This is a genomic window from Vibrio inusitatus (assembly GCA_024346935.1).
Taxonomy (GTDB): domain Bacteria; phylum Pseudomonadota; class Gammaproteobacteria; order Enterobacterales; family Vibrionaceae; genus Vibrio; species Vibrio inusitatus.
In genome coordinates, this window is record AP024878.1 from 661,003 (window position 1) to 685,129 (window position 24,127).

Below are 24,127 nucleotides of genomic sequence, written 5' to 3' on the forward strand. Positions count from 1 at the left end.
GCTTAAAAAAGTTTGCTCGACCAACCCAGTTTCTCTCGTAGAACATGGTAGTAGCTGTAGTCTTTTGGGTGAACCAGTTGCAATACATTGTCGCTACGATAAATGTGTATTTCATCACCAGGCTCAACGGGAAGAGAGATTTGTCCATCACAGCTTACCTCTTGAGTGCCACGGTTATCCGGTGCTAACACAAGCTTGATGCGACGGTTTCCATCCACTACTAATGGGCGGCTTGATAACGTATGGGGAAACATAGGCACTAAAGAAATGGTGTTCAAGCTTGGTGATAAGATTGGGCCACCTCCAGATAAAGAGTAGGCGGTTGAACCGGTTGGTGTTGATAGAATTAAACCGTCTGAGCGCTGTGAGAAGGCAAAAGAGTTGTCGATATAGACCTCGAACTCAATCATGTTGGCGACTTTACCTGGGTGGAGCACCGCTTCGTTGAGTGCCGCATTTTGACTTTTAACCAATCCGTGACGATGTATCTCGGTTTCTAAAAGAAAGCGTTGTTCTTTGATGTAATGGCCTTCTAGCACCTCTTCTAAAGGAGCTTTGAAATTATCAGGATCCAAATCGGTCAGAAATCCGAGATTCCCTTTGTTTACACCAATGACGGAAATATCAAATCTAGACAGAACACGAGCAGCGCCTAGCATATTGCCGTCACCACCGACTACAATAGCTAGGTCGGCCTCTTTGCCTATTTGCATTAGGTTGCTGAAGACCTCGTCGTCTAACTCTGGTAACAACTCTTGCAGTCGGTCATCAATAAGAATGCGATAGTCTTTTTCAGCAAGCCAATGATAGATCTCATGATGAGTCTGGATGGCACTGATGTCGCGAGGTTTACCCAAAATAGCGATTGTAGAGAAATGCTTGCTCATTTTAGTCCCAAAATAATTGGTTAGGCTTGATTCAGAAACGATGATCCCCATAATAAAGGCAAGTTGAATTCAGATGCTAATTTTTTGTGGATGCATTTCTGTCAAAATAATAGCACTTTCAGGAATATGCGCATCCGCGTCGGAGAGATCATGAGCGATAAAGAAAATAAGATTAACGAAGAAGAACTAGTACAAGCGGCAAATGAAGCTGAACAAGTTGCAGAAGAAGTAACTGAAGAAGCTGAAGTGATCGGCGGTGAGGGTGATATCGAGTGGAACGAAGAAACTGACTCAGATGTAGAAGAGTCTAAAGTTGCTCAACTAGAAGCAGCATTGCTTCAAACCGAAATGCGCCTTAAAGATCAACAAGACACTGTTGTTCGTGCTAAGGCTGAAGTTGAGAACATGCGTCGCCGCACAGAACAAGAAATATCTAAAGCGCGTAAGTTTGCGATCAACAAGTTTGCCGAAGAGTTGCTACCGGTTATCGATAACCTAGAGCGAGCAATGGAAGCGGCAGACTCGGACAACGAGGTGGTTAAGCCATTCCTTGAGGGAATTGAAATGACACATAAGTCATTCATTGACGTTGTTTCTAAGAATGGCCTAGTGGAAATTAATCCTGTAGGCGAAGCATTTAATCCTGAACTACACAATGCCGTATCTATGGTTGAAAGCCCTGATCACGAAAGTAATACAGTTACAATCGTATTGCAGAAGGGTTATGAACTTAACGGTCGCGTGGTTCGTCCAGCGATGGTAATGGTTGCTAAATAAGCGTCCAAAGCATGAAGTATTAAGAAGAGGCTGTTTTCAGCCTCTTTTTTTTCATTTTTTTTCTGCCCAAGTCTTGAAACAAAGAATCCAGACCCTATCTATGGTGCAGAGCAATTAAACATAAGCTAACTGCTACTAACTAATTTGTAGCTTGGGGTTGAATCCAAGCTAAGCATCCCCACTTATGGGGTAGAAAGAAACAAATAATCAAATTTTTGGAGATAGCCTGATGGGTAAAATCATTGGTATTGACTTAGGTACAACTAACTCATGCGTTTCAGTTTTAGACGGTGAAAAGCCACGCGTAATCGAAAACGCAGAAGGTGAGCGCACAACCGCATCTGTAATCGCATACACAGACGGCGAGACTTTGGTTGGTCAGCCTGCGAAACGTCAAGCAGTAACAAACCCAGAAAACACGCTATTTGCAATTAAGCGTCTAATCGGTCGTCGTTTTGAAGACGAAGAAGTTCAGCGTGATATCGAAATCATGCCTTACAAAATTGTTAAGGCTGACAACGGTGATGCATGGGTAGAAGCGAAAGGCCAGAAAATGGCTGCTCCTCAAGTATCTGCTGAAGTTCTTAAGAAAATGAAGAAAACGGCAGAAGACTTCCTTGGTGAAGAAGTGACTGGCGCTGTTGTTACAGTTCCTGCTTACTTCAATGATGCACAGCGTCAAGCAACTAAAGATGCGGGTCGTATTGCTGGTCTTGATGTTAAACGTATCATCAACGAACCAACAGCTGCAGCTCTAGCATACGGTCTAGACAAGTCAGGTGGCGATCGCACGATTGCGGTTTACGACCTTGGTGGTGGTACTTTTGATATTTCTATCATCGAAATTGACGAAGTTGAAGGCGAAAAGACGTTTGAAGTACTCGCAACTAACGGTGACACTCACCTAGGTGGTGAAGACTTTGATACTCGCATGATCAATTACTTGGTTGATGAGTTCAAAAAAGAGCAAGGTATTGATCTTAAGAACGATCCACTAGCAATGCAGCGTGTTAAAGAAGCAGCAGAAAAAGCGAAGATTGAGCTTTCTTCTACTACTCAAACTGACGTAAACCTACCTTACGTTACTGCAGATGCGACAGGTCCTAAGCACATGAACGTTAAAGTGACGCGTGCGAAACTAGAATCTCTAGTTGAAGACCTAGTTCAACGTTCTCTTGAGCCACTAAAAGTAGCTCTAGCAGATGCTGACCTATCTGTAGGCGAAATCACTGACGTAATCCTTGTGGGTGGCCAGACTCGTATGCCTATGGTTCAAGCTAAGGTAACTGAGTTCTTCGGTAAAGAGCCACGTAAAGACGTTAACCCTGACGAAGCAGTAGCAATGGGTGCTGCAGTTCAAGGTGGTGTACTTGCGGGCGAAGTAACTGACGTACTACTTCTTGACGTAACTCCTCTGTCTCTAGGTATCGAGACTATGGGTGGCGTAATGACTAAGCTGGTTGAGAAGAACACCACTATCCCAACTAAAGCGAACCAAGTTTTCTCTACAGCAGAAGACAATCAGAACGCGGTAACTATCCATGTTCTTCAAGGTGAGCGTAAGCAAGCGTCTTACAACAAGTCTCTAGGTCAATTTAACCTAGAAGGTATCCAAGCTGCACCACGTGGTATGCCTCAAATCGAAGTAACTTTCGATCTTGATGCTGATGGTATCTTGCATGTTTCTGCGAAAGACAAGCAGACTAACAAAGAGCAGAAGATCACCATCCAAGCGTCTGGTGGCCTAAGCGACGACGATATCGAGAAAATGGTACAAGAAGCAGAAGCTAACAAAGAAGCGGACAAGAAGTTCGAAGAGTTAGTGACTACTCGTAACCAAGCAGACCAAATGATCCACGGTACTCGTAAGCAAATCGAAGAAGCGGGCGACGCACTTCCAGCTGACGAGAAAACTAAGATCGAAGCTGCTATCACTGAGCTAGAAGAAGTTAAGTCTGGTGACGACAAAGAAGCTATCGACGCTAAAGTTCAAGCGCTAATGACTGCAGCTCAAAAGCTAATGGAAATGGCTCAACAGCAAGCTCAAGCAGAGCAAGCACAAGGTGCTGACGCTGGCGAACAAGCTAAGCAAGACGACGATGTTGTTGATGCTGAATTCGAAGAAGTAAAAGAAGACAAGAAGTAATTCTTCGTCGCTATAGCGGATAACTTCTACGTCGAAGGTGCTCACTTACGAGAGTAAGCTGCGCGCCTTCTCCTTGAATTTACCCGCTATAGCTTAGCAGAATCATTTTCTGCATATTTCTTTTGATGCGGGCGTTTCGGGAAACCAAAACGCCCGTCTGTTTGTAAAGTAACTGTCGCTATAGAGCAGTCTTACAGCTATGAGCTTAATGCTTTAGGCTTGCTCTATATCGATATAAACACTAGGCGGCCAAGCCGCTTGCAGTAAACAATTTGGTGACGAAACACATGTCTAAACGTGATCTTTACGAAGTACTAGGCGTAAGCCGAGACACTTCTGAGCGTGATATCAAGAAAGCATACAAACGCCTTGCAATGAAGTTCCATCCGGATCGCAATCAAGGTGACGATGGCGCGGCTGAGAAGTTCAAAGAAGTTAAAGAAGCGTACGAGATCCTTACTGATTCTCAAAAACGCGCAGCCTATGATCAATATGGCCATGCAGCCTTTGAACAAGGTGGTATGGGCGGTGGCGGCTTTGGTGGCGGCGGCGGTGCTGATTTTGGTGACATCTTCGGTGATGTGTTTGGTGATATCTTTGGTGGCGGTCGTCGTGGCGGTGGTCAACAGCGTGCGCAACGTGGTGCAGACCTTAGATACAACATGGAATTGACTCTTGAAGAAGCCGTTCGTGGTTGTTCAAAAGAGATTGAAGTCCCTACACTCGTAGGTTGTGAAGTGTGTGATGGCTCCGGTGCAAAGAAAGGCTCTTCTGCGCAGACGTGTGGCACCTGTCATGGCCATGGCCAAGTTCAAATGCGTCAAGGCTTCTTTGCTGTGCAGCAAGCTTGTCCTACTTGTCATGGTAAAGGCAAAATCATTAAAGACCCTTGTGATTCATGTCATGGTGAAGGTCGCAAGCATAAAACGAAATCACTTAACGTTAAAATCCCAGCTGGCGTAGATACTGGTGATCGCATCCGCCTATCAGGCGAGGGTGAAGCCGGTGAACAAGGCGCTCCAGCAGGCGATCTTTATGTTCAAGTACATGTTAAAGAGCACCATATCTTTGAGCGTGACGGTAGTAACTTGTATTGTGAAGTGCCAGTTAGCTTTACTATGGCGGCTCTTGGTGGGGAAGTCGAAGTACCAACGCTAGATGGACGCGTAAGTCTGAAGGTTCCAGCTGAAACGCAAACTGGCCGTATGTTCCGCATGCGTAGCAAGGGTGTGAAAGGTGTTCGTGGTGGTCCACAAGGCGATTTGATCGTGAAGCTAGTTGTTGAGACTCCAGTTAAATTGAACACTCGCCAGAAAGAACTGCTTAAAGAGTTTGAAGAGTTGTGCGGTGGCGATGCAGCCAACAAGCATAAACCAAAATCTGAAGGTTTCTTCGACGGTGTTAAAAAGTTCTTTGATGACCTGACTAGTTAAGTCATTAACTATATTTTGATTGATAAAGGCCAACATAGTGTTGGCCTTTTTTGTATCAGTAAAAGTATTAACTTTTGCGTCTCATCCCCTAAGATATTTTTTCTCGATTTACGTCATTTGTTGAGGCAACTAGTGTTCGATAATGAACACTACAATCAAGAACGTTGAAGGATACTCTCTTATTGAGGTATTAGCGTGTTGCTTGTTACTCGGCATAGCAATCCAGTGGATAGTGAAACCGGTTAAGCATCAACTCGATAACTTCAATATTAAGCGCGCCGTCGCCCAAGTTCATTTCGCTGTTATTGCAGGGCGAGATACAGCCTATGGTATGAAAAAGGATCTATGGCTGCATATTCACTCAACGCCAAATAAAAGTTTTATCGCGCTACATGAAGATGCTAATCCACGCACTCAATCGTCAATATTCATTAAGGCGATCAATCCTCAGACTCTCTCTGATGTTTATCTGAGTTCAACCGCAACAGCACTGAGATTTTCGGGTATTACGGGCAGGCCGTCAGGTAATGGCAATATCAGTGTTTGGCTGAATGCCGAAAGCAAAGTTAAGGTGATTTACCATGATATTACTGGGCGAGTAAGGATCTGTGCTTCGGGTACTCTTAGCTATGGATTTTCGAAATGTTGAAGGTAGAAAGCGGGCTATCATTATTTGAGTTAGTGCTTGGGCTTGGCCTGTCTAGTTTATTGCTAATCTCGGCTTCTACCTTATTTTTGCATCAACAGCAGTTGTTATCACAACAAATTAAACGCACTCAACTGTTGATAGCAAGTCATCAATTAACGACTTATCTAAGAGGAGAGATTCGAAGGGCAGGGCACGCACAATCATCCGCTGTCGAGATAGAAGGCTCAACGGTTGCTTTAGGTTACAAAGATGAAGGGGGACAATATCGCCGAGTTTCAATCTGGCGAGACGCATCGCAAGATAAACTAAAATACTGTGCTGATTCTCATTCTTCTGAATTACCACTGCTTGATATCTGCTCTAGCACCATTAATTTTTCAATGTTGAACGATAAGCTTTTTTCTATGAGTAGTTTTGAGATTACTCAGGTTTCTGATAGTGGCAATTTATTGCGTATTGACTTTGCTATCGCGCTAAAAGGGCAACCTCCTTTGGCCCGTGTTATCTATGTGGCATCCCGCAATAGCGCACCTTCACTGGATACAACGTTAGATGACAATGCATCACAGTAGAGGATACACACTATTTATAGTGTTAAGTGTTCTATTTGTGATGGGGTTTTTCGCCTTAGATAATTCTCGCTATTTGACCGATTCAATAAAATGGCAGGCACACCTGCACCACAAGCGACTTAACCTGGATTGGCAACTTGAATCTGTTATCAATTGCTTGGCGATACATACAGTCTCGTTACAAGCACTTCCAACTGCGCAATGTGTGAAAGATGACAGCACTCATTTATCGGTAGTCGCCTTCGAGACTAAGAATCAATTTAAACTGCAAGCAGATCAAGGGACCCTTGCAAGTAGTGCTGTGATGCAGTTAGGAAAGATGCAATATGATGTTGCCATTGCTTCTAACCGAGTTTTGCCTGAGGGCGTATGGGGCTCTTCGGTATTAGTTGAACCATCGGTGATATCGAACTTCTTTGGAGAAGACGATATTGGGGTATTAAAGCTGCGTTGGGGAAAAGAAATTGAAGTTACTTTAAAACAGGCGTGTGGTGATGAAATTTTGCTTCACAGTGCGAATGGTGCTCGCAGTTTAATCATTAATGGGGATTGCTCTATTAGTCCTTATCACTGGGATCAATTAACTGTTTTATCAACGACAGACCCTTTTTTTCTACTGTTTGTTGGGGGCGATCTTGGCTTCTCTGGCAGTCAATGGCTACAGGGAGTCATTGCAATCTGGCACTCTGAAGAGGAATACCATGAAGTTAATATTGCGGGAAACCTAAGAATTGAAGGGGGATTACTAATAGACACTTCAACGTCAATTCTACTTGAACAAGGGAGCTTGGATGTTGTGGAAAATGAAGGTCATCTTATGATGTCTAGATTTAAATTTGCTAAGCGAGAGTGGCTTAACGGCAGTTGGCGTGATTTCTAACTGTAGTCGCAGACAGGAAGGGGCTTCCATGCTCGAGGTGCTGCTATCAGCGGCTTTGGTGTCATTGCTATCGCTGAGTTTGATTCAAGGTGGCGTGTACTTGCAAAGAGAGTCGAAGCGCGCGGAGCAATCCTTGCTCGTATTGCAGCATATGGAAAACTATTTAGAGTATGCTCGTATTATGACTATCACGGGCTCTGCGAGTGACTCGCAGTGGCAAGGACTAGAGGACCTCGGTTTTGAAATGGCTCTATCTAGCAGCCACAAGGTTTCATCTCTGAGAGTACAGGGTACTAAGCTAGAAATTACTGCGAGTTGGATAAATCCTTGGGGACAGTCGGAATCTGCTGCTTTATCTACTTGGGTAGCATTTCATTAACTCTGTATCAACTGAGCATTAACCGTTCACAGTTAAATGTTGCAGAGACTAATAATCAGCGATATGAATATATAAAGTATCAGTTAGGTAACTGGTCAGTTGCGTTTGTGCACTAATTGTAGGGTCGTGTGTAATGGGACTATTTTGCACTTGTTAAATGGATGCAAAATAAGCGTTAGATACCTCATTTTGCAAACTTAGATTCTGTTTTTTCGCATTAGTTTGGGTAAAATGTGCGCCCTAATAAAAATAATACCAATTTTTTAGCATTTTACATTTTTGTAAAAGTCACAGAGCGGTAATCTAATGAGCAACCAAGCAGCAAACACAGCACCTAAACAAGGTGGTATGGATCGCTTCTTAAACCTGATCGAAAAAGCAGGTAATAAGATTCCAGATCCAGCTATCTTATTCTTTTGGGCATTAATCATAGTATGGGTATTTTCAGCTCTACTTTCTAATGTCTCGTTTGACCTAATCAATCCACGCACCGGTGATCCTCTTGAGATTACAAACCTATTAACCGGTGAAGCATTAGCAAGTTTCCTTGCTAACATGGTAACGACCTTCACAGGCTTCGCTCCTTTAGGTATCGTTCTAGTTGCAATGTTGGGTGTCGGTGTAGCAGATTCTTCTGGCTTCATCACTACTGGTCTAAAGAAGATGCTGAGCTTCACGCCAGCTAAACTTCTTACTCCAATGCTTATTCTTGTTGCTATCGTGTCTCACACAGCAGCGGATGCTGGTTACGTATTGGTTATTCCACTAGGTGGTATCATCTTCCACGCTGCGGGTCGTCACCCTCTAGCGGGTATTGCAGCTGCATTTGCAGGTGTATCTGGTGGTTTCTCTGCGAACTTTATTCCTTCTGGTATCGACCCGCTTCTAGCTGGCTTTACTCAGACGGCTGCAAACGTTCTAGACCCTGAGTACATTGTTAACCCATTAGCAAACATCTACTTCACTGGCCTATCTTCAGTGTTAATTGTTGCCATCGGTTGGTTTGTTACTGAGCGCATCATTGAACCTCGTCTAAATGCAACGACTAAAGTAGATGAAGACGCGGAAGAAGCTCCTGATCTTGGTTCTATGACTGAGCTAGAAGCGAAAGCGTTTAAATACGCTGGTTGGTCAATGATTGTAGGTATTGCACTGCTTGTATTTGCAATCATGCCTGAGAACTCAGCACTTCGTTCTCCTGAAGGCGAGATCACCGCATTCTCTGCACCTATCATGCAGTCAATTGTTCCTTTGATCTTTATCCTATTCATCATTCCGGGCATCGTATATGGCCGTGTGGTAGGTAAGTTTTCAAGCAGCAACGACGTAATTAAATCAATGTCTGACACCATGAACACTATGGGTGCATACATGGTAATGTCGTTCTTCTGTGCTCAGTTCTTAGTAGCATTTGGTCAATCAAACATCGGTACCATGCTTGCGCTATACGGTGCTGAAGGCCTGAAAGCGATGAACCTTCCTGGTGAAGCTACGGTAGTTGGCATGATTCTACTGACAGCATTTGTGAACCTTCTTGTCGGTTCTGCATCAGCTAAGTGGGCATTGATCGGCCCTATCTTAGTGCCAATGTTGATGGCTGTTGGTATCTCTCCTGAGCTATCTCAGGCTGCATACCGCGTAGGTGACTCAGTATCTAACATCATTTCTCCACTAATGGTGTTCTTCCCTCTAGTGGTTGTTTACTGTCAGCGCTACGTTAAGAACACAGGTATCGGTACTCTAGCTTCTCTAATGATGCCATTCTCAATCGCAATGCTGATTGGTTGGACTATCTTCTTGCTAGCTTACTGGGCTCTTGGTATCCCACTAGGTATCCAAGCACCGTACACTTACACTATGTAAGTGACTTATCAATAAAGAAAAGCCCGTCTATTTAGACGGGCTTTGTTGTTTCTGCGGGCTTGGTTTATACCAATTGTAGTAAATAACAGTTCAGCCTAGCCTGTAAAAGCATTCAATAACGGCGTTTTTCCTGCGCTATTTCTGATCACTTACTTACTGTGATTGGTATTAGATGCTTAGCGTGGAACGTTAGATGGTCATCAACAAAGCTCGAAATAAAGAAGTAGCTGTGGTCATAACCTGCTTGCATGCGAAGGTTAAAATCCAGTTGTTGTTGCGCCGCTACATCAATGAGGTGGTTGGGCTTTAGTTGTTCCTCTAAAAAGCCATCGCTATCACCTTGGTCAACAAGAATAGGCAACTGACAGCCGTGCTTTGCTAGTAGCTTACAGGCATCATAGTCTTGCCATAGTACTTGATCATTGCCTAGGTAATTTGAGAAAGCCTTGATGCCCCAAGGACACTCTGTTGGATTAGTAATGGGGCTAAATGCTGAGATTGATTGATATTTGTCTTGATTTTTTAAGCCAATGGTCAAAGCGCCATGACCGCCCATGCTGTGGCCCGAAATTGCCTTTTTGTGAGTAACAGGAAACTGTGATTCAATCAAAGCGGGCAGTTCGTCGACAACATAGGAATACATCTGATAGTGCTCTTTCCAAGGTGCTTCGGTGGCGTTTAAGTAAAAACCCGCACCTAGTCCGAAGTCATAGGCTTTCTCGCTATCATCAGGTACTGAGTTGCCTCTTGGGCTAGTGTCAGGAGCGACGATAGCGATACCCAACTCAGCGGCCTTACGAAAGGCTCCCGCTTTTTGCATAAAGTTTTCGTCAGTGCAAGTTAGCCCTGATAACCAATAGAGCACAGGTACGGGTTGTTTGCTTGCTTGAGGGGGCAAGAAAATGGCAAAGGTCATCTCGCATTGTGTGGAGCTCGATTGATGAGTAAATCTTTGATGTAACCCATCAAAGACTTTAGTTTCGTTGATTTTGTTGATGCTCATAAAGGGTTCCCAAAATAAAACAGCGGCGCTACATCCTTGATATAGCGCCGCTGTTACTGCTGTTATTTATCGAAATGGATGACAGTTCGAATACTTTCGCCTCGGTGCATGAGGTCAAAGGCTTCATTGATATCCTCAAGGCCCATAGTGTGGGTAATAAACTCTTGCAGGCCAAACTCGCCTGCCATGTAGCGCTCTACTATTTCAGGCAATTCAGAGCGACCTTTCACACCACCAAATGCACTGCCACGCCATACACGACCAGTTACCAATTGGAACGGACGAGTTGAGATCTCTTGTCCTGCACCAGCAACACCAATAATGACGGACTCACCCCAACCTTTGTGACAACACTCAAGAGCTGAACGCATTACATCGACATTACCAATACATTCAAATGAGTATTCGACCCCACCATCAGTCATCTCTACGATCACTTCTTGGATTGGTTTATCGTAGTTTTTCGGGTTAATGCAGTCGGTTGCGCCGAGCTGTTTTGCTAACTCGAACTTACTTTCATTAATATCAACACCGATGATGCGATTGGCTCCAGCCATTTTTGCGCCAATGATGGCAGATAGACCGATACCGCCAAGGCCGAAGATTGCCACGTTATCGCCTTTCTCTACTTTTGCAGTATTTAATACCGCGCCCATACCGGTAGTCACACCACAACCTAGCAAGCAAACTTCTTCAAGAGGGGCATCTTTGTTCACTTTTGCAAGGGAGATCTCAGGTAATACAGTGTACTCAGAGAAGGTAGAGCAGCCCATATAGTGATAAATAGGCTGACCATCTTTGTAGAAGCGTGTTGTGCCATCTGGCATCAAGCCCTTGCCTTGGGTTTCGCGTACCGCTTGGCATAGGTTAGTTTTTCCTGATTTACAGAACTTACACTCGCCACACTCTGCTGTGTAAAGTGGAATAACATGATCACCCACAGAGACACTCGTAACGCCTTCGCCCACCATTTCGACAACACCGCCACCTTCATGGCCTAGAATTGATGGGAAGATACCTTCTGGATCTTCGCCTGATAGAGTAAAAGCATCGGTATGACATACACCGGTTGCGATGATCTTAACCAGAACTTCGCCTTTTCTAGGTAACATTACATCCACTTCTTCCATGATCAGTGGTTGGTTTGGTCCCCAAGCAACAGCTGCGCGTGATTTGATAAATTGGTCGGTCATAGTGATTTCCTATTGGCGAATGAGTTAGTTAAAACTTTAGACTATGGGGATGATTATATTGTTTCTTTTATGATGATAAACTAGCCATTTTGAAAATCACTTTTACATAGGTGTAATAATGAGTCAGTGGGAAGGCATTGAAGAGTTCGTTGCTGTTGTTGATAGTGAAAGCTTCACCAAGGCAGCTCAAGCACTGGATACTTCTGTTGCTCAAGTTAGCCGTAAATTGTCTGCTTTAGAAACTCGCCTAGGTGTTAAGTTAGTCCAAAGAACAACTCGTAGAGTGTCAGTTACTGATGTGGGTATTGGGTATGCGGAGCACTGTCGTATGTTGCTTGATGGGCTTGCAGAAGCCGAGAGAGAAGTCACTGAGTCTCACTCTTTACCCATAGGCCGCTTAAGGATCACCGCCCCTACAACTTATGGTGAGTCGGTTATTGCCCCTTTGCTGATGGAGTTTGTCGCTCGCCATCCTCAACTTGAGCTGGATTTACAATTGAGTAACGATAGGCTGGACCTGATCGCGAATAAATTCGATATCGCAATTCGTATTGGTGACCTTCCTGACTCTAGTCTTATTGCAAAGAAGCTCTCTGAGCGTCAGCAGTATGTGTGTGCAAGTCCGGACTATATCTCTGAACATGGAGAAGCGACACATCCTTCTCAATTAATTGACTGTGATTGCTTATTAAGTTCCTCGTCCACATGGCGTTTTTTAGAAAACAATAAAAAACTTAACCTTACAATGAGAGGGAGCATTAGATGTAATAGCGGAAATGTCCTTACCGATGCTGCTTTACAAGGGCGAGGTGTGGTTCAACTTCCTGACTTCTATGTGGCTACACATTTAGAAAATAAAAGCTTAGTGGAATTACTTGCTGACTATCGTTGCGAGCGAGAACCGATCTGGGCGTTATATCCGCAAAACCGCCACCTTTCACCTAAAGTAAAAATGGCCATTGAATTCTTGAGTGCGAAATTGACTCAAGGTACATTGCCTTCAAATTAATCCATAGGCCAAGATATGAGCGAAATAAAGATTCCCTCCTTTTCAGAGCAAGATCATGTTTATATGCAACGTGCTATTAAACTTGCGCAGAATGCAGAAGAGGAAGGAGAGGTGCCGGTAGGTGCCGTTTTGGTTAAAAACAATGAAGTCATTGCTGAAGGATGGAATCGCTGCATTGGCGCTCACGATGCCACAGCCCATGCTGAGATTCAGGTGCTTCGCAAGGCCGGAGAGGCTTTGCAAAATTACCGACTGCTCGACACTACGTTATATGTGACTTTAGAGCCTTGCCCTATGTGTGCAGGAGCCTTACTACATAGCCGAGTGAAGCGAATTGTGTTTGGTGCTCAGGATCTTAAGGCTGGGGCTGCAGGTACGGTTCTTGATCTATTTGAAAGCCAAGCGGCCTATCATTATGCAACGGTTGAATCCGGGCTGATGGAAACAGAATGTAGAGAACAATTGCAGGCGTTTTTTAAAAGGCGCAGAAAAGAGCAAAAAGAATTAAAGCGTTTACAAAGAGAGGCAGAGCAGAAGGGGGATTAGGCAAACATTCAACTTTATTGTGTTAAATGTTTGCTTTTAGTTTTACTACAACGCTAACGGTACGTAAGAACGGTTTCGCCAAAGAAGCTTTTTCTTGTTATTGGCTAGCATACGCTTACGACGGTTAGCTGAAACAGTGCTATTTGATAATTTCTTAGATAGCTTTCTTTTTAGTTTCAACGAACAATCTCCTATGAACTTTATGTAAGCAAACAATCACTGACGCTTTGATGTTTGCATTACTCATATATAGAACATGATTGTTACTATAATATGAATCTAAACATAGGATCTAGATCGCAAATAAACGCAAACGATTGTTCAGTTGAATTTAATTTGTGAGCTATCTCTCCCTATTCTTCAATAGTGGATTCACTTTCATCGCTGAGTGTTTCTAAAGCTTCAGACCTTGCTGGCTCTGGGGCTTCTATCACCATTAAGTCATCAGTGTCAGTTTCTACGTTGGCGTGGTCGCGTTGGTCAATATGTCCAATGATGCTTTGATAGTAACGACGAATATTTTCTACGTAATTGAGAGCTTCATCACCTCGGGCATAGCCGTAACGTGTGTACTCGTAGTAACCTTTTTTTCGTAGTAGGGGAAGGCGTGTTTTTACATCACTCCAGAGATCAGGGTCTGCACCTTGCGCTTTGGCAATACGTCTTGCGTCCATCACGTGCCCATAACCAACATTGTAAGAGGCTAACGCGAACCAGATTTTTTCATGCTGATTGATACTGTCAGGGATGCGATTAACGATCTTTCTTAAGTAATCAGCACCGCCTCGGATGGATTGTTCAGGGTCAAGTCGGTCGGTGACGCCAACACTTTTTGCAGTTGGTAGGGTCAACATCATCATGCCACGCACACCAGTCGGTGATTTTGCATCGGGGTTCCAGTGTGACTCTTGATAAGCAAGAGCCGCAATTAAACGCCAATCAAATTCTCCGGCATACTTTTGAAAGAGAGATTCCCATTTAGGTAGTTTGCTATCTAAGGCACGCACAAACGCGCGTGTATCAACATAATCAAAGTCTTCGATATGCCCAAAATATTTCTCTTCTATTAATTGCAACTGACCATTTTGTTGAATGTCGCCAAAGAACTCTAAAACCAACGCGTAAAGGCTTTCGTCCGTGCCTTTGCGTAAGAACCAAGATGTAGGCTGATCTTCTGTTAACTCAAATGCGAGTGCAACATTAGGATAGATACGTTGCGTAATGGAAAGCTCTATAGAATCAGCGACAGTAAATAAGCGCTCGCCTTGCGATACTTGTTTTAGTAAGTCATTAATATCGTAGCTATCAGTGATCTCGTATTTAAGGTCTGAGTGTTCCTCAGCAAGATCGAGCAGGGTTTGTTCAAAGTGCGATCCCTTGACCACAGTAATTGATTCACCGCTTTCTATGAGTTGATCAAGGTTGCGCGGACGCCACGTGCCTTTTTTATACACTACTTGCTGGCTGACGTAGTAATAAGCTGGGCCGGCTCTAAAAGCTTTAACTCGGTTGGGTGCCTGAGTAAGGCCTGCAGCAACAATGTCTATTTCACCATTTTTTAGTGCAGGAAATAACTCAGAGAGACGATAGGCTGGTTTTATCTCTAAACGAACGCCAAGTTGTTCGGCAAATTCTGACGCTAATTCATATTCTAGACCTGTTGGACCATCAGGGCCGATATAGTAAGAGAGTTGGTTGTTTAGGGTTCCTACGCGCAATACACCTCGGTCTTTTATTTTTTGAAGTTCGTTCTTAGTGTCGGTTTCGTACTGACAGCCAGTGACAAAAAGTAAGGCTACTAGTGAAGCTACTAGTAGGGAGAATCTAGTTAACACTGACGTGCGCATTGTGCGTGACAACTCCAAATAAATTAGGGGATTTTTCTTAATTATTTCCCCTTTATATCAAACCCCTTATCACCGGGGAAGTGAAACTAGAATCATGATTAAACCGTCCTCGCATCTTAGATATTTACCGTACGATTTATCGGTTACGTAGACCTTGACGCAAAAATTTGCGCAAACGGTTGCTTTTTGTGTTACTTCACAAAAAGATTTGCTCTATAATACGCCCGAAACAACATAGGTAATATTGAAATAAAGATTGGTAATTTATATAAGTTATTGTTTTTATTTGAATATTATCTTTAATCCATCATCAAAGAGACCTAAGCACATGAGAATTTTGCGTGGCTCCCCAGCTCTTTCTGAGTTTCGTGTACAAAAACTACTAGAACTTTGCCGTGAACAAGACCTGCCAGTAACAGGTATTTATGCTGAGTTTATGCATTTTGCAGACGTGAGTGCAGAACTTGACGCGTCAGAGGCAGAGAAGCTTGAAAAGCTGCTTACTTATGGTCCAACGATCGAAGAACATGAACCACAAGGCACATTAGTGCTTGTGACTCCTCGCCCAGGAACTATCTCTCCTTGGTCTTCTAAGTCGACAGATATTGCACATAACTGTGGTCTGGACAAGGTTAAGCGTTTAGAGCGCGGTACGGCATACTATGTTGAAACATCTGTTGCTTTAAATGAAGCACAAACCAAAGCTGTAAAAGCATTGGTGCATGACCGCATGATGGAAGTGGTCTTTGGTGAGATGGAACAAGCTGCTGCACTATTCATTGTTGCCGAGCCGGCACCACATACTGTTGTCGATGTACTTACTGGTGGTCGTAAAGCCCTAGAAGATGCCAACATTAATTTGGGTCTTGCACTAGCAGAAGATGAAATTGACTACCTAGTAGATAGCTTCAACACGCTAGGGCGCAATCCTAACGATATTGAGCTTATGATGTTTGCACAAGCAAACTCTGAGCACTGTCGTCACAAGATCTTCAACGCAGACTGGACAATTGATGGTGTGGCTCAAGACAAGTCACTGTTCAAGATGATCAAGAACACGATGGAAATCACTCCTGACCATGTATTGTCTGCATACAAAGACAATGCAGCGGTAATGGAAGGCTCTAAGGTAGGCCGTTTCTTCCCGAACCCAGAGACACGCCAATACTCTTACAACCATGAAGATGCTCATATCTTGATGAAGGTTGAAACTCATAACCATCCAACGGCAATCTCTCCTTGGCCTGGTGCTTCAACCGGTTCTGGTGGTGAGATCCGTGATGAGGGCGCTACAGGTATTGGTGGCAAGCCAAAAGCTGGCTTAGTGGGTTTCACAACCTCAAACCTACGTATTCCTGGTTTTGAGCAGCCATGGGAAACGGACTTTGGTAAGCCGGGTCGTATTGTTACGGCATTGGATATTATGACTGAAGGTCCGCTAGGCGGCGCTGCATTCAACAATGAATTTGGTCGTCCAAACCTATTGGGTTACTTCCGTACGTACGAAGAAAAAGTGACTTCTCACGCGGGTGAAGAAATCCGTGGTTACCACAAGCCAATCATGATTGCGGGTGGTATGGGTAATATCCGTGATGGACACGTACAGAAGAAAGAAATTCCTGTTGGCGCTAAGCTGATTGTTCTTGGCGGTCCTGCAATGAACATCGGTCTTGGTGGCGGCGCAGCATCTTCTATGGCATCAGGTCAATCAGCAGAAGATCTAGACTTTGCTTCAGTACAACGTGAAAACCCAGAGATGGAACGTCGTTGTCAGGAAGTGATCGATGGCTGTTGGCAGTTAGGTGACGATAACCCAATTGCATTCATTCACGATGTGGGCGCAGGTGGTATCTCTAACGCACTACCTGAGCTTGTTGATGATGGCGAACGTGGTGGTAAATTCCAACTACGTGACGTGCCTAACGATGAGCCGGGCATGAGCCCACTGGCTATCTGGTGTAACGAATCTCAAGAACGTTACGTAATGGCTGTTTCTGATGAAAACATGGCAACCTTTGATGCAATTTGTAAGCGTGAACGTGCACCGTATGCGGTTGTCGGTATCGCAACAGAAGAGCGTCAACTGACTCTTGAAGATTCTCACTTCGACAACACGCCAATTGATATGCCAATGGACGTACTGTTAGGTAAAACACCTAAGATGTACCGTGATGTGAAAACTCTTAAAGTGGATAGCCCAGCGATCAACCGCGATGGCATTGAGCTAAATGAAGCACTAGACCGCGTTCTGCGCTTGCCAACCGTTGCTGAGAAAACATTCCTTATCACCATTGGTGACCGCAGTGTAACGGGCTTGGTTGCTCGTGACCAAATGGTTGGTCCTTGGCAGGTTCCTGTAGCTAACTGTGCAGTGACTGCGGCAAGTTACGATACTTACCACGGCGAATCTATGTCTATGGGTGAGCGTACTCCGGTTGCACTTCTAGACTTTGGCGCTTCAGCGCGTCTTGCGGTCGGTGAGTCTCTGACTAACATCGCCGGCACTGATATTGGTGATATTAAACGCATTAAGCTTTCAGCAAACTGGATGTCTCCAGCAGGTCACCCTGGTGAAGATGCAGGTCTTTATGAAGCAGTTAAGGCTGTGGGTGAGGAACTGTGTCCAGCTCTGGGTCTGACTATCCCTGTGGGTAAAGACTCAATGTCTATGAAGACTAAATGGAACGAAAACGGCGAAGACAAAGAAGTAACTTCTCCACTTTCATTGGTTATCACCGCATTTGGTCGTGTGGAAGATGTTCGTAAGACAGTGACTCCTCAGCTTCGCACTGACAAAGGTGAATCAAGCCTAGTACTTGTTGACCTTGGTAATGGCAAGAACCGCATGGGTGCAACAGCACTGGCACAGGTTTACAAGCAACTTGGTGATAAGCCTGCTGATGTTGACAACGCAGAGCAACTGAAAGGCTTCTTCGATGCAATGCAAACTCTAGTGCGTGATGACAAGCTTGTTGCTTATCACGATAAAGGCGATGGTGGTCTATTAGTTACTCTCGCTGAGATGGCATTTGCTGGTCACTGTGGCGTGAAGGCTGACATTTCTGAGCTAGGTGAAGACACACTAGCAACCCTATTTAATGAAGAGTTAGGTGCGGTTGTTCAAGTTAAGAACGAAGATCTAGAGCAAGTTCGCGCAGTATTGGCAGCTAACGGTCTAGATACATGTTCACATGTTATCGGTACGGTAGAAGCAAGCGACAACTTTGAAATCTTTGCTAACGGCAGTGCAATTGTAGAGCGTTCTCGCATAGAACTACGTACTATCTGGGCTGAAACGACGCATAAGATGCAAGCGCTACGTGATAACCCTGCTTGTGCTGACCAAGAGTTCGAAGCGAAGAAAGACAACTCTGACCCAGGTCTAAACGTGGATCTTACCTTTGATGTACGTGAAGATGTAGCGGCACCGTACATTGCTACCGGTGTTAAGCCTAAGATGGCTATCTTGCGTGAGCAAGGTGTTAACTCTCACGTAGAAATGGCAGCAGCATTTGACCGTGCAGGTTTTGATTCTGTTGATATCCACATGAGCGACATCTTAACTGGTAAAGCAGTACTAGAAGAGTACCAAGGTCTTGTGGCTTGTGGCGGCTTCTCTTACGGTGATGTTCTAGGCGCTGGTGAAGGCTGGGCTAAGTCAGTACTGTTTAATTCAGCAGCACGCGACCAGTTTGAAGGCTTCTTCAACCGCGAAGATACTTTCTCTCTAGGTGTGTGTAATGGTTGTCAGATGCTGTCTAACCTTAAAGAATTGATTCCAGGTGCTGATCTTTGGCCTCGATTCGTACGCAACGAATCTGAGCGCTTTGAAGCACGCTTCAGCTTGGTTGAAGTTCAGAAGTCTGACTCTGTATTCTTTGATGGTATGGCGGGTTCTCGTATGCCTATCGCTGTCTCTCACGGTGAAGGTCGAGTAGAAGTGAAAGACTCTGCTCACCTGAACGCGATTGAGAATTCAGGTACGGTAGCACTACGTTATGTAGACAACAACGGGAATGCGACTCAGCAGTATCCGAACAACCCAAATGGTTCACCAAATGCAATTACAGGTCTAACTACAGCAGATGGTCGTGTGACTATCATGATGCCACACCCTGAGCGTGTATTTAGGACTGTAGCTAACTCATGGGCTCCTGAATCTTGGGGTGAAGATTCTGCTTGGATGCGTATGTTCCGCAACGTTCGTAAGAATATTGGCTAAACAGCTTTAATTATCTTATTTATATATATGAGCGACCTGCATAGGTCGCTTTTTTTATGTCTGTATTTAATAGGTTACGAATAGATCTCAATTTGTTATTAATGTTCTGAAAATGTAGGTTTTCTTGTTGTTAATTCTTATTGATTCATCTAACCTTTTGATGTTGGTTGTATTTATTAGTTTCGTAGATGGTTCTGACGTCAGGAAGACAGGATTGACACTAAAGTTACAAGCAAGTTCAATTATTTTATTGTAAACAATTGAAAATCAGCTATTTTAGATAGGCAGATCACCTTTTTCATTATAAAAATTTGAAGGATTCATAACATGAAAAAATTTGGCTTAAAGGCAGTGGGCTTGGCAGTTGTTGCTGCTTCGTTAAGTGGTTGTATCGGTAGTAACGCAGTTACTGGTTATGTAATGAAGTTTAACCTTGAAGTTGTTGATAACCGTTACGCTCGTGGTGGTGTAAACATGCTTCTTGCTCCTGTTTACGCGCTATCGGTAGCGGTGGATGCATTGATTTTTAACTCCATCGAATTCTGGGCAGGTAAAAACCCAATCAACGGTAAACCACATATCTTCGACTCAAAAGTGAAGACTATGTACAACATGAACGATGATCTTGATCCTTCACTGACTGAAGCACCTCTAGACCCAATTTCTATGCGTCAGGTAGAATCATCAACATTTGAAGCAATTGATGCAAATACAATTCAAATGAACGTAACCTACAACAATGGTGACAAAGCATTGATCATGGGTGTACGTGATGGCGAGAATGTTAGCTACTACTACAATGGCGAGTTAATGTCTGAAACTACGCTTTCTCAACTACAAGAGTTATCAGCAACTAAAGCATAAAATATTGTTTTAGATATAAGAAAGCCGAGCTAGAAGCTCGGCTTTTTACTGTTCGCTAGAAAGTAAATTATGCTTTTTCAGGGATATGCTTGAGTAGATTGACCATCTGCTCCCAGAATAAATCGACGGTGTCGATTTTTACTTTCTCGTCAGGAGAGTGAGGGAATTTGATGGTTGGACCAAACGACACCATATCCATGTTTGGATAAGGCTTCTTAAATAAACCACATTCAAGACCGGCATGGATCACCATAATATTTGGTTTATGGCCATACACTTCTTTGTACATGTCACGAAAGATAGCCATGATTTCTGAATCTGCATCTGGCTTCCAACCAGGATATGCGCCAGAAAATTGGATCTTAGCGCCTGATAGTGTAGCAACTGATGTCAGCATGCTTTCCACTTGGCTACGACCTGAGTCGATAAGAGAGCGAATTAAACAAAGCGCAGTCACTTTATCTTGTTCTGTAGTAATCACACCAAGGTTAAGAGATGTCTCCACTACGCCTTCAATAGCGTCACTCATGCGAATTACGCCATTTGGACATGCGTTAAGAGCAGCGACTAACGCTTGTTGGCTTTGAGTTGAGAAAACACCGAATTGAGCTTGTGCATCTTCTACAAAGGTAACGAGATTGGTTTCAACAGCGCCAAGTTCGGCTTTAAGCATGTCTGTGTAAGCGGTGAACAATCCTTCAAGTGTCGCTACATGCTTTTCAGGCAGAGCAAGGGTGACAGAGCCTTCACGAGGAATAGCATTGCGCAGACTACCGCCGGTAAACTCAATCAGTCTCAGGTCTAACTCTTCGGCATGACCGGCAAGAAAGCGCGCCAACAACTTGTTCGCATTACCACGACCTGTGTGGATATCACAACCAGAGTGACCGCCCTTTAAACCTTTCAAGATTAGCTTTTTCGTCACAGAGCCTTGCGGTGCATCTTCACGTCTGATTGTGAACTCAAGGCTAGAATCAATGCCACCGGCACAACCCATGTAAACTTCGCCCTCTTGTTCTGAGTCCGTATTAAGAAGGATATCCCCCTCAAGCCAGCCTTGTTGCAAGCCGAAAGCACCTGTCATACCGGCTTCTTCATCAATGGTTAGCAATACTTCGATTGGTCCATGAGCAACATCGGTTGAAGCAAGAACAGCAAGGCACGATGCCATACCTATACCATTGTCTGCACCTAACGTGGTGCCAGTCGCTGTTACCCACTCACCGTCGATATACGGAAGGATAGGGTCGACAGTAAAGTCATGAACGGTATCTTCATTCTTCTGAGGTACCATGTCGATGTGTGCTTGTAGCACGACACCTTTTTTGTTTTCCATACCAGGAGTTGCAGGCTTTTTGATGAAAAGATTACCTACAGCATCTTCTTTTACTTCTAGTCCCTGCTCTTTAGCCCAAGCAACAATATGGTCTGCTAGCGCCTGCTCATGTTTAGAGGGGTGCGGGATAGAACAGATCTTATCGAAGAATGGCCAGATTGGATTTTGAGTTTGCAGGGTGATTTCATTGAGAAATTGGGACATGTAATACTCCTTCATGCATACAAATAGCAACCAATACCAATCGAAGTAAGTAACAAACTAGGCTGATTGTTTACTTACTGTGGATGGCACAAGTACTAAGTTCGACCTCATGTAGGTCGAAGAATTGTGGGCAGGATATCACTGTGAAGTAGGGTTGGACAGGCAAACTCGTAAAGCTTGAGTAAGTTTTATTATCATTTGTGACGCGATAGTGAAGAAATTGAGCGTTAATTATTTATTTTACGTGTGAAATTAAATTACCAAAACAGGTCGCAAAACAGCCTGTTTTGACTTTTACGACCTCAATGAGAAAAATACTTGTAATTAAATTACAAGATCGGTAATATAAACCCTGTCGATACAGACTACCCTTCTATGAGCCACCCCGCTCATCATTATGTCTGTATCTATGCTAATTTAAAGCGCTAATTTGTTGATTTTAAACTAATTAGCCTTGGGATTTTAGATGGGTATATTGATAGCTTGTCGGCTAAAGATGTATTTCGTATAAAGTTTCAACCCTATTTATAGGGTTTTTAAGCATGTGATTGAACTTCGGTTCACCCTGATATATTGGAAATTTATTACTGATTTCATTAGCCGCCCAGTTTGGAGCGGCTTTTTTTTCGTCTAAATCTTCTATTTTAAGGCTGTAATAATTAAGAGTAATAGCTGCTGGATGCCAGTTTGAGAGTTCTTCTTCAGATTACAGGGTAAGAGGCTTATTTCTATGTGCTACATAAGTACTTATCTGTAATTTTTGAGCTGTAACTTTAAGACAGGGTTCAATAATTAACCTTATATATCAGACGGCACCTAACCATTCATATTCATGAATATCAATAAGTTAATGCATCCTCTAACGTTGACAGTTTGCGCATAAAGTGATCCAAATGAATTTATAGCCAAAACAGTATGGTATTTCGTGATGTTACTCACTATAATTCACGCCAATTTAGATACGCAAACGATTACTTTTAGAAACTTTTAGGAATTGATTATGCTCGAGAAGCTATTCAAACTACGTGAACACGGTACTACGGTTCGCACTGAAATCATTGCAGGTATGACTACCTTCCTGACAATGGCCTACATCATCTTTGTTAACCCGTCGATGTTGTCTGCAACGGGCATGGATCACGGTGCTGTATTTGTAGCAACGTGTTTAGCTGCCGCTATTGGTTGTTTCATCATGGGTCTATACGCTAACTACCCAATTGCTCAAGCACCAGGAATGGGTCTTAACGCCTTCTTTACCTATGGTGTTGTTCTTGGCATGGGGTATGAATGGCAGGTTGCACTAGCAGCGGTATTTGTATCAGGTATCTTGTTTATCTTGCTAAGCCTGTTTCGTATTCGTGAGTGGATTATTAATTCAATCCCTATGTCGCTGCGCACTGGTATCGCTGCGGGTATTGGTTTATTCCTTGCGTTTATCGGTCTTAAGAATGCAGGCATCGTAGTCGATAACCCAGCAACATTCGTTTCTCTTGGTGATATCACTAGCTTGAACGCGATTTTGGCTGCTGTTGGCTTCTTTATTACTATCGCTCTTGTTCACCGCGGCGTTCGTGGCGCGGTTATGATCGCTATCCTTTGTGTTACCGTTTTAGGTCTGATTTTTGGTGATGTTCAATACAACGGCTTAATGTCTGCTCCACCAAGCCTTGCTCCAACCTTCATGCAACTGGATTTTGCTGGTGTATTTGAAGTTGGCATGATCTCAGTTATCTTCGCATTCTTGTTTGTTGATCTGTTTGATACGGCGGGCACGCTAGTGGGTGTAGCAACTAAAGCAAACCTTATTAAAGAAGATGGCAAACTGCCTCGTCTTAATAAGGCGCTATTGGCTGACTCCACTGCGACGTCAGTGGGTGCTTTACTTGGTACTTCTAACACCACATCTTACGTAGAATCAACAGCTGGTGTTGCCGCTGGTGGTCGTACTGGTTTGACTGCAGTAACCGTAGGCGTACTTTTCCTATTGGCTTTGCTGTTTTCTCCATTAGCGGGTATGATTCCGCCCTATGCGACAGCAGGAGCGCTATTTTATGTAGCTATCCTGATGCTTTCTGGTCTAGTGAACATTGACTGGAGTGACATTACAGAAGCTGCTCCTGTAGTAGTAACTTGCTTGTTAATGCCTCTAACGTTCTCTATCGCAGAGGGTATATCTCTAGGCTTCATCTCTTACGCTGCAATTAAATTGCTGAGTGGTAAGGGACGCGACGTTTCCATGAGTGTTTGGGTTATGTCTGCTGTCTTTATCCTAAAATATGTTTTGACCGCTTAATTGCGTCATTAAATAGGTTTTCAA

19 protein-coding genes are annotated in these 24,127 nt (G+C 43.8%); 13 read left to right on the top strand and 6 right to left on the bottom strand.

All coding sequences use genetic code 11. The annotated features are described in order from the left end of the window. Window positions 1–2: 2 nt before the first annotated feature. On the bottom strand, window positions 3–887 hold the full coding sequence (gene nadK, locus OCU48_RS03115) for an NAD(+) kinase (RefSeq protein ID WP_141343668.1): 885 nt from the start codon (window positions 885–887) through the stop codon (window positions 3–5). Between the two features lie 150 nt (window positions 888–1,037). Between nadK and grpE the strand changes: the two genes are divergently transcribed. The 8 genes from grpE (at window position 1,038) to OCU48_RS03155 (ending at window position 9,586) form a co-directional block, all read left to right on the top strand. Next, complete coding sequence (grpE, locus tag OCU48_RS03120) at window positions 1,038–1,664, top strand: nucleotide exchange factor GrpE (protein ID WP_141343669.1); 627 nt, start codon at window positions 1,038–1,040, stop codon at window positions 1,662–1,664. 229 nt (window positions 1,665–1,893) lie between these two features. Continuing rightward, the gene (gene dnaK / locus OCU48_RS03125) at window positions 1,894–3,810 is read left to right on the top strand and encodes a molecular chaperone DnaK (RefSeq protein WP_141343670.1); all 1,917 of its coding nucleotides are present in this window, start codon (window positions 1,894–1,896) and stop codon (window positions 3,808–3,810) included. Window positions 3,811–4,097: 287 nt separating this feature from the next. Next, window positions 4,098–5,243, top strand: coding sequence for a molecular chaperone DnaJ (dnaJ, locus tag OCU48_RS03130; RefSeq protein WP_141343671.1), 1,146 nt, complete (start codon window positions 4,098–4,100; stop codon window positions 5,241–5,243). A 142-nt stretch (window positions 5,244–5,385) separates the two neighbouring features. Beyond that, window positions 5,386–5,892 (top strand): hypothetical protein, encoded by a 507-nt coding sequence (locus OCU48_RS03135; protein WP_141343672.1) that lies wholly within the window; start codon window positions 5,386–5,388, stop codon window positions 5,890–5,892. Then, window positions 5,886–6,464, top strand: coding sequence for a hypothetical protein (locus tag OCU48_RS03140; RefSeq protein WP_141343673.1), 579 nt, complete (start codon window positions 5,886–5,888; stop codon window positions 6,462–6,464). The genes OCU48_RS03135 and OCU48_RS03140 overlap by 7 nt, the downstream gene beginning before the upstream one ends. Then, window positions 6,451–7,344: a hypothetical protein gene (locus tag OCU48_RS03145; RefSeq protein WP_244312206.1), complete on the top strand. Its 894-nt coding sequence runs from the start codon at window positions 6,451–6,453 to the stop codon at window positions 7,342–7,344. Before OCU48_RS03140 ends, OCU48_RS03145 begins: the two co-directional genes overlap by 14 nt. Before the next feature lie 28 nt (window positions 7,345–7,372). Further along, a complete protein-coding gene (locus OCU48_RS03150) occupies window positions 7,373–7,723 on the top strand; it encodes a hypothetical protein (protein ID WP_141343674.1) in 351 nt (116 codons plus the stop codon). 306 nt (window positions 7,724–8,029) lie between these two features. Next, a complete protein-coding gene (locus tag OCU48_RS03155; protein ID WP_141343675.1) occupies window positions 8,030–9,586 on the top strand; it encodes an AbgT family transporter in 1,557 nt (518 codons plus the stop codon). 145 nt (window positions 9,587–9,731) lie between these two features. Here the strand turns inward: OCU48_RS03155 and fghA are convergent, their stop codons facing one another. Then, window positions 9,732–10,589 (bottom strand): S-formylglutathione hydrolase, encoded by an 858-nt coding sequence (gene fghA, locus OCU48_RS03160; RefSeq protein WP_141343676.1) that lies wholly within the window; start codon window positions 10,587–10,589, stop codon window positions 9,732–9,734. A 62-nt stretch (window positions 10,590–10,651) separates the two neighbouring features. Next, window positions 10,652–11,782, bottom strand: a complete 1,131-nt coding sequence (locus tag OCU48_RS03165; protein WP_141343677.1) for an S-(hydroxymethyl)glutathione dehydrogenase/class III alcohol dehydrogenase — start codon at window positions 11,780–11,782, stop codon at window positions 10,652–10,654. Between the two features lie 118 nt (window positions 11,783–11,900). Between OCU48_RS03165 and OCU48_RS03170 the strand changes: the two genes are divergently transcribed. Together OCU48_RS03170 and tadA are read left to right on the top strand one after the other, a co-directional pair. Beyond that, window positions 11,901–12,791 carry a LysR substrate-binding domain-containing protein gene (locus OCU48_RS03170; protein WP_141343678.1) on the top strand — a complete coding sequence of 297 codons (891 nt, stop codon included), beginning with the start codon at window positions 11,901–11,903 and terminating at the stop codon, window positions 12,789–12,791. 15 nt (window positions 12,792–12,806) lie between these two features. Next, window positions 12,807–13,337: a tRNA adenosine(34) deaminase TadA gene (gene tadA, locus OCU48_RS03175; protein WP_141343679.1), complete on the top strand. Its 531-nt coding sequence runs from the start codon at window positions 12,807–12,809 to the stop codon at window positions 13,335–13,337. 45 nt (window positions 13,338–13,382) lie between these two features. Here the strand turns inward: tadA and OCU48_RS03180 are convergent, their stop codons facing one another. Both OCU48_RS03180 and mltF read right to left on the bottom strand, forming a co-directional pair. Further along, on the bottom strand, window positions 13,383–13,517 hold the full coding sequence (locus OCU48_RS03180) for a hypothetical protein (protein WP_280176866.1): 135 nt from the start codon (window positions 13,515–13,517) through the stop codon (window positions 13,383–13,385). A 173-nt stretch (window positions 13,518–13,690) separates the two neighbouring features. Continuing rightward, window positions 13,691–15,184, bottom strand: coding sequence for a membrane-bound lytic murein transglycosylase MltF (mltF, locus tag OCU48_RS03185; RefSeq protein ID WP_141343680.1), 1,494 nt, complete (start codon window positions 15,182–15,184; stop codon window positions 13,691–13,693). 328 nt (window positions 15,185–15,512) lie between these two features. Between mltF and purL the strand changes: the two genes are divergently transcribed. Continuing rightward, window positions 15,513–19,406 carry a phosphoribosylformylglycinamidine synthase gene (gene purL / locus OCU48_RS03190; RefSeq protein WP_141343681.1) on the top strand — a complete coding sequence of 1,298 codons (3,894 nt, stop codon included), beginning with the start codon at window positions 15,513–15,515 and terminating at the stop codon, window positions 19,404–19,406. 327 nt (window positions 19,407–19,733) lie between these two features. Then, window positions 19,734–20,270, top strand: coding sequence for a DUF3332 family protein (locus tag OCU48_RS03195; RefSeq protein WP_141343682.1), 537 nt, complete (start codon window positions 19,734–19,736; stop codon window positions 20,268–20,270). 67 nt (window positions 20,271–20,337) lie between these two features. Here OCU48_RS03195 and OCU48_RS03200 read toward each other — a convergent pair whose 3' ends face one another. Next, window positions 20,338–21,810: an aminoacyl-histidine dipeptidase gene (locus OCU48_RS03200; RefSeq protein ID WP_141343683.1), complete on the bottom strand. Its 1,473-nt coding sequence runs from the start codon at window positions 21,808–21,810 to the stop codon at window positions 20,338–20,340. Between the two features lie 1,000 nt (window positions 21,811–22,810). Between OCU48_RS03200 and OCU48_RS03205 the strand changes: the two genes are divergently transcribed. Then, window positions 22,811–24,103, top strand: a complete 1,293-nt coding sequence (locus tag OCU48_RS03205; protein ID WP_141343684.1) for an NCS2 family permease — start codon at window positions 22,811–22,813, stop codon at window positions 24,101–24,103. Window positions 24,104–24,127: the final 24 nt, after the last annotated feature.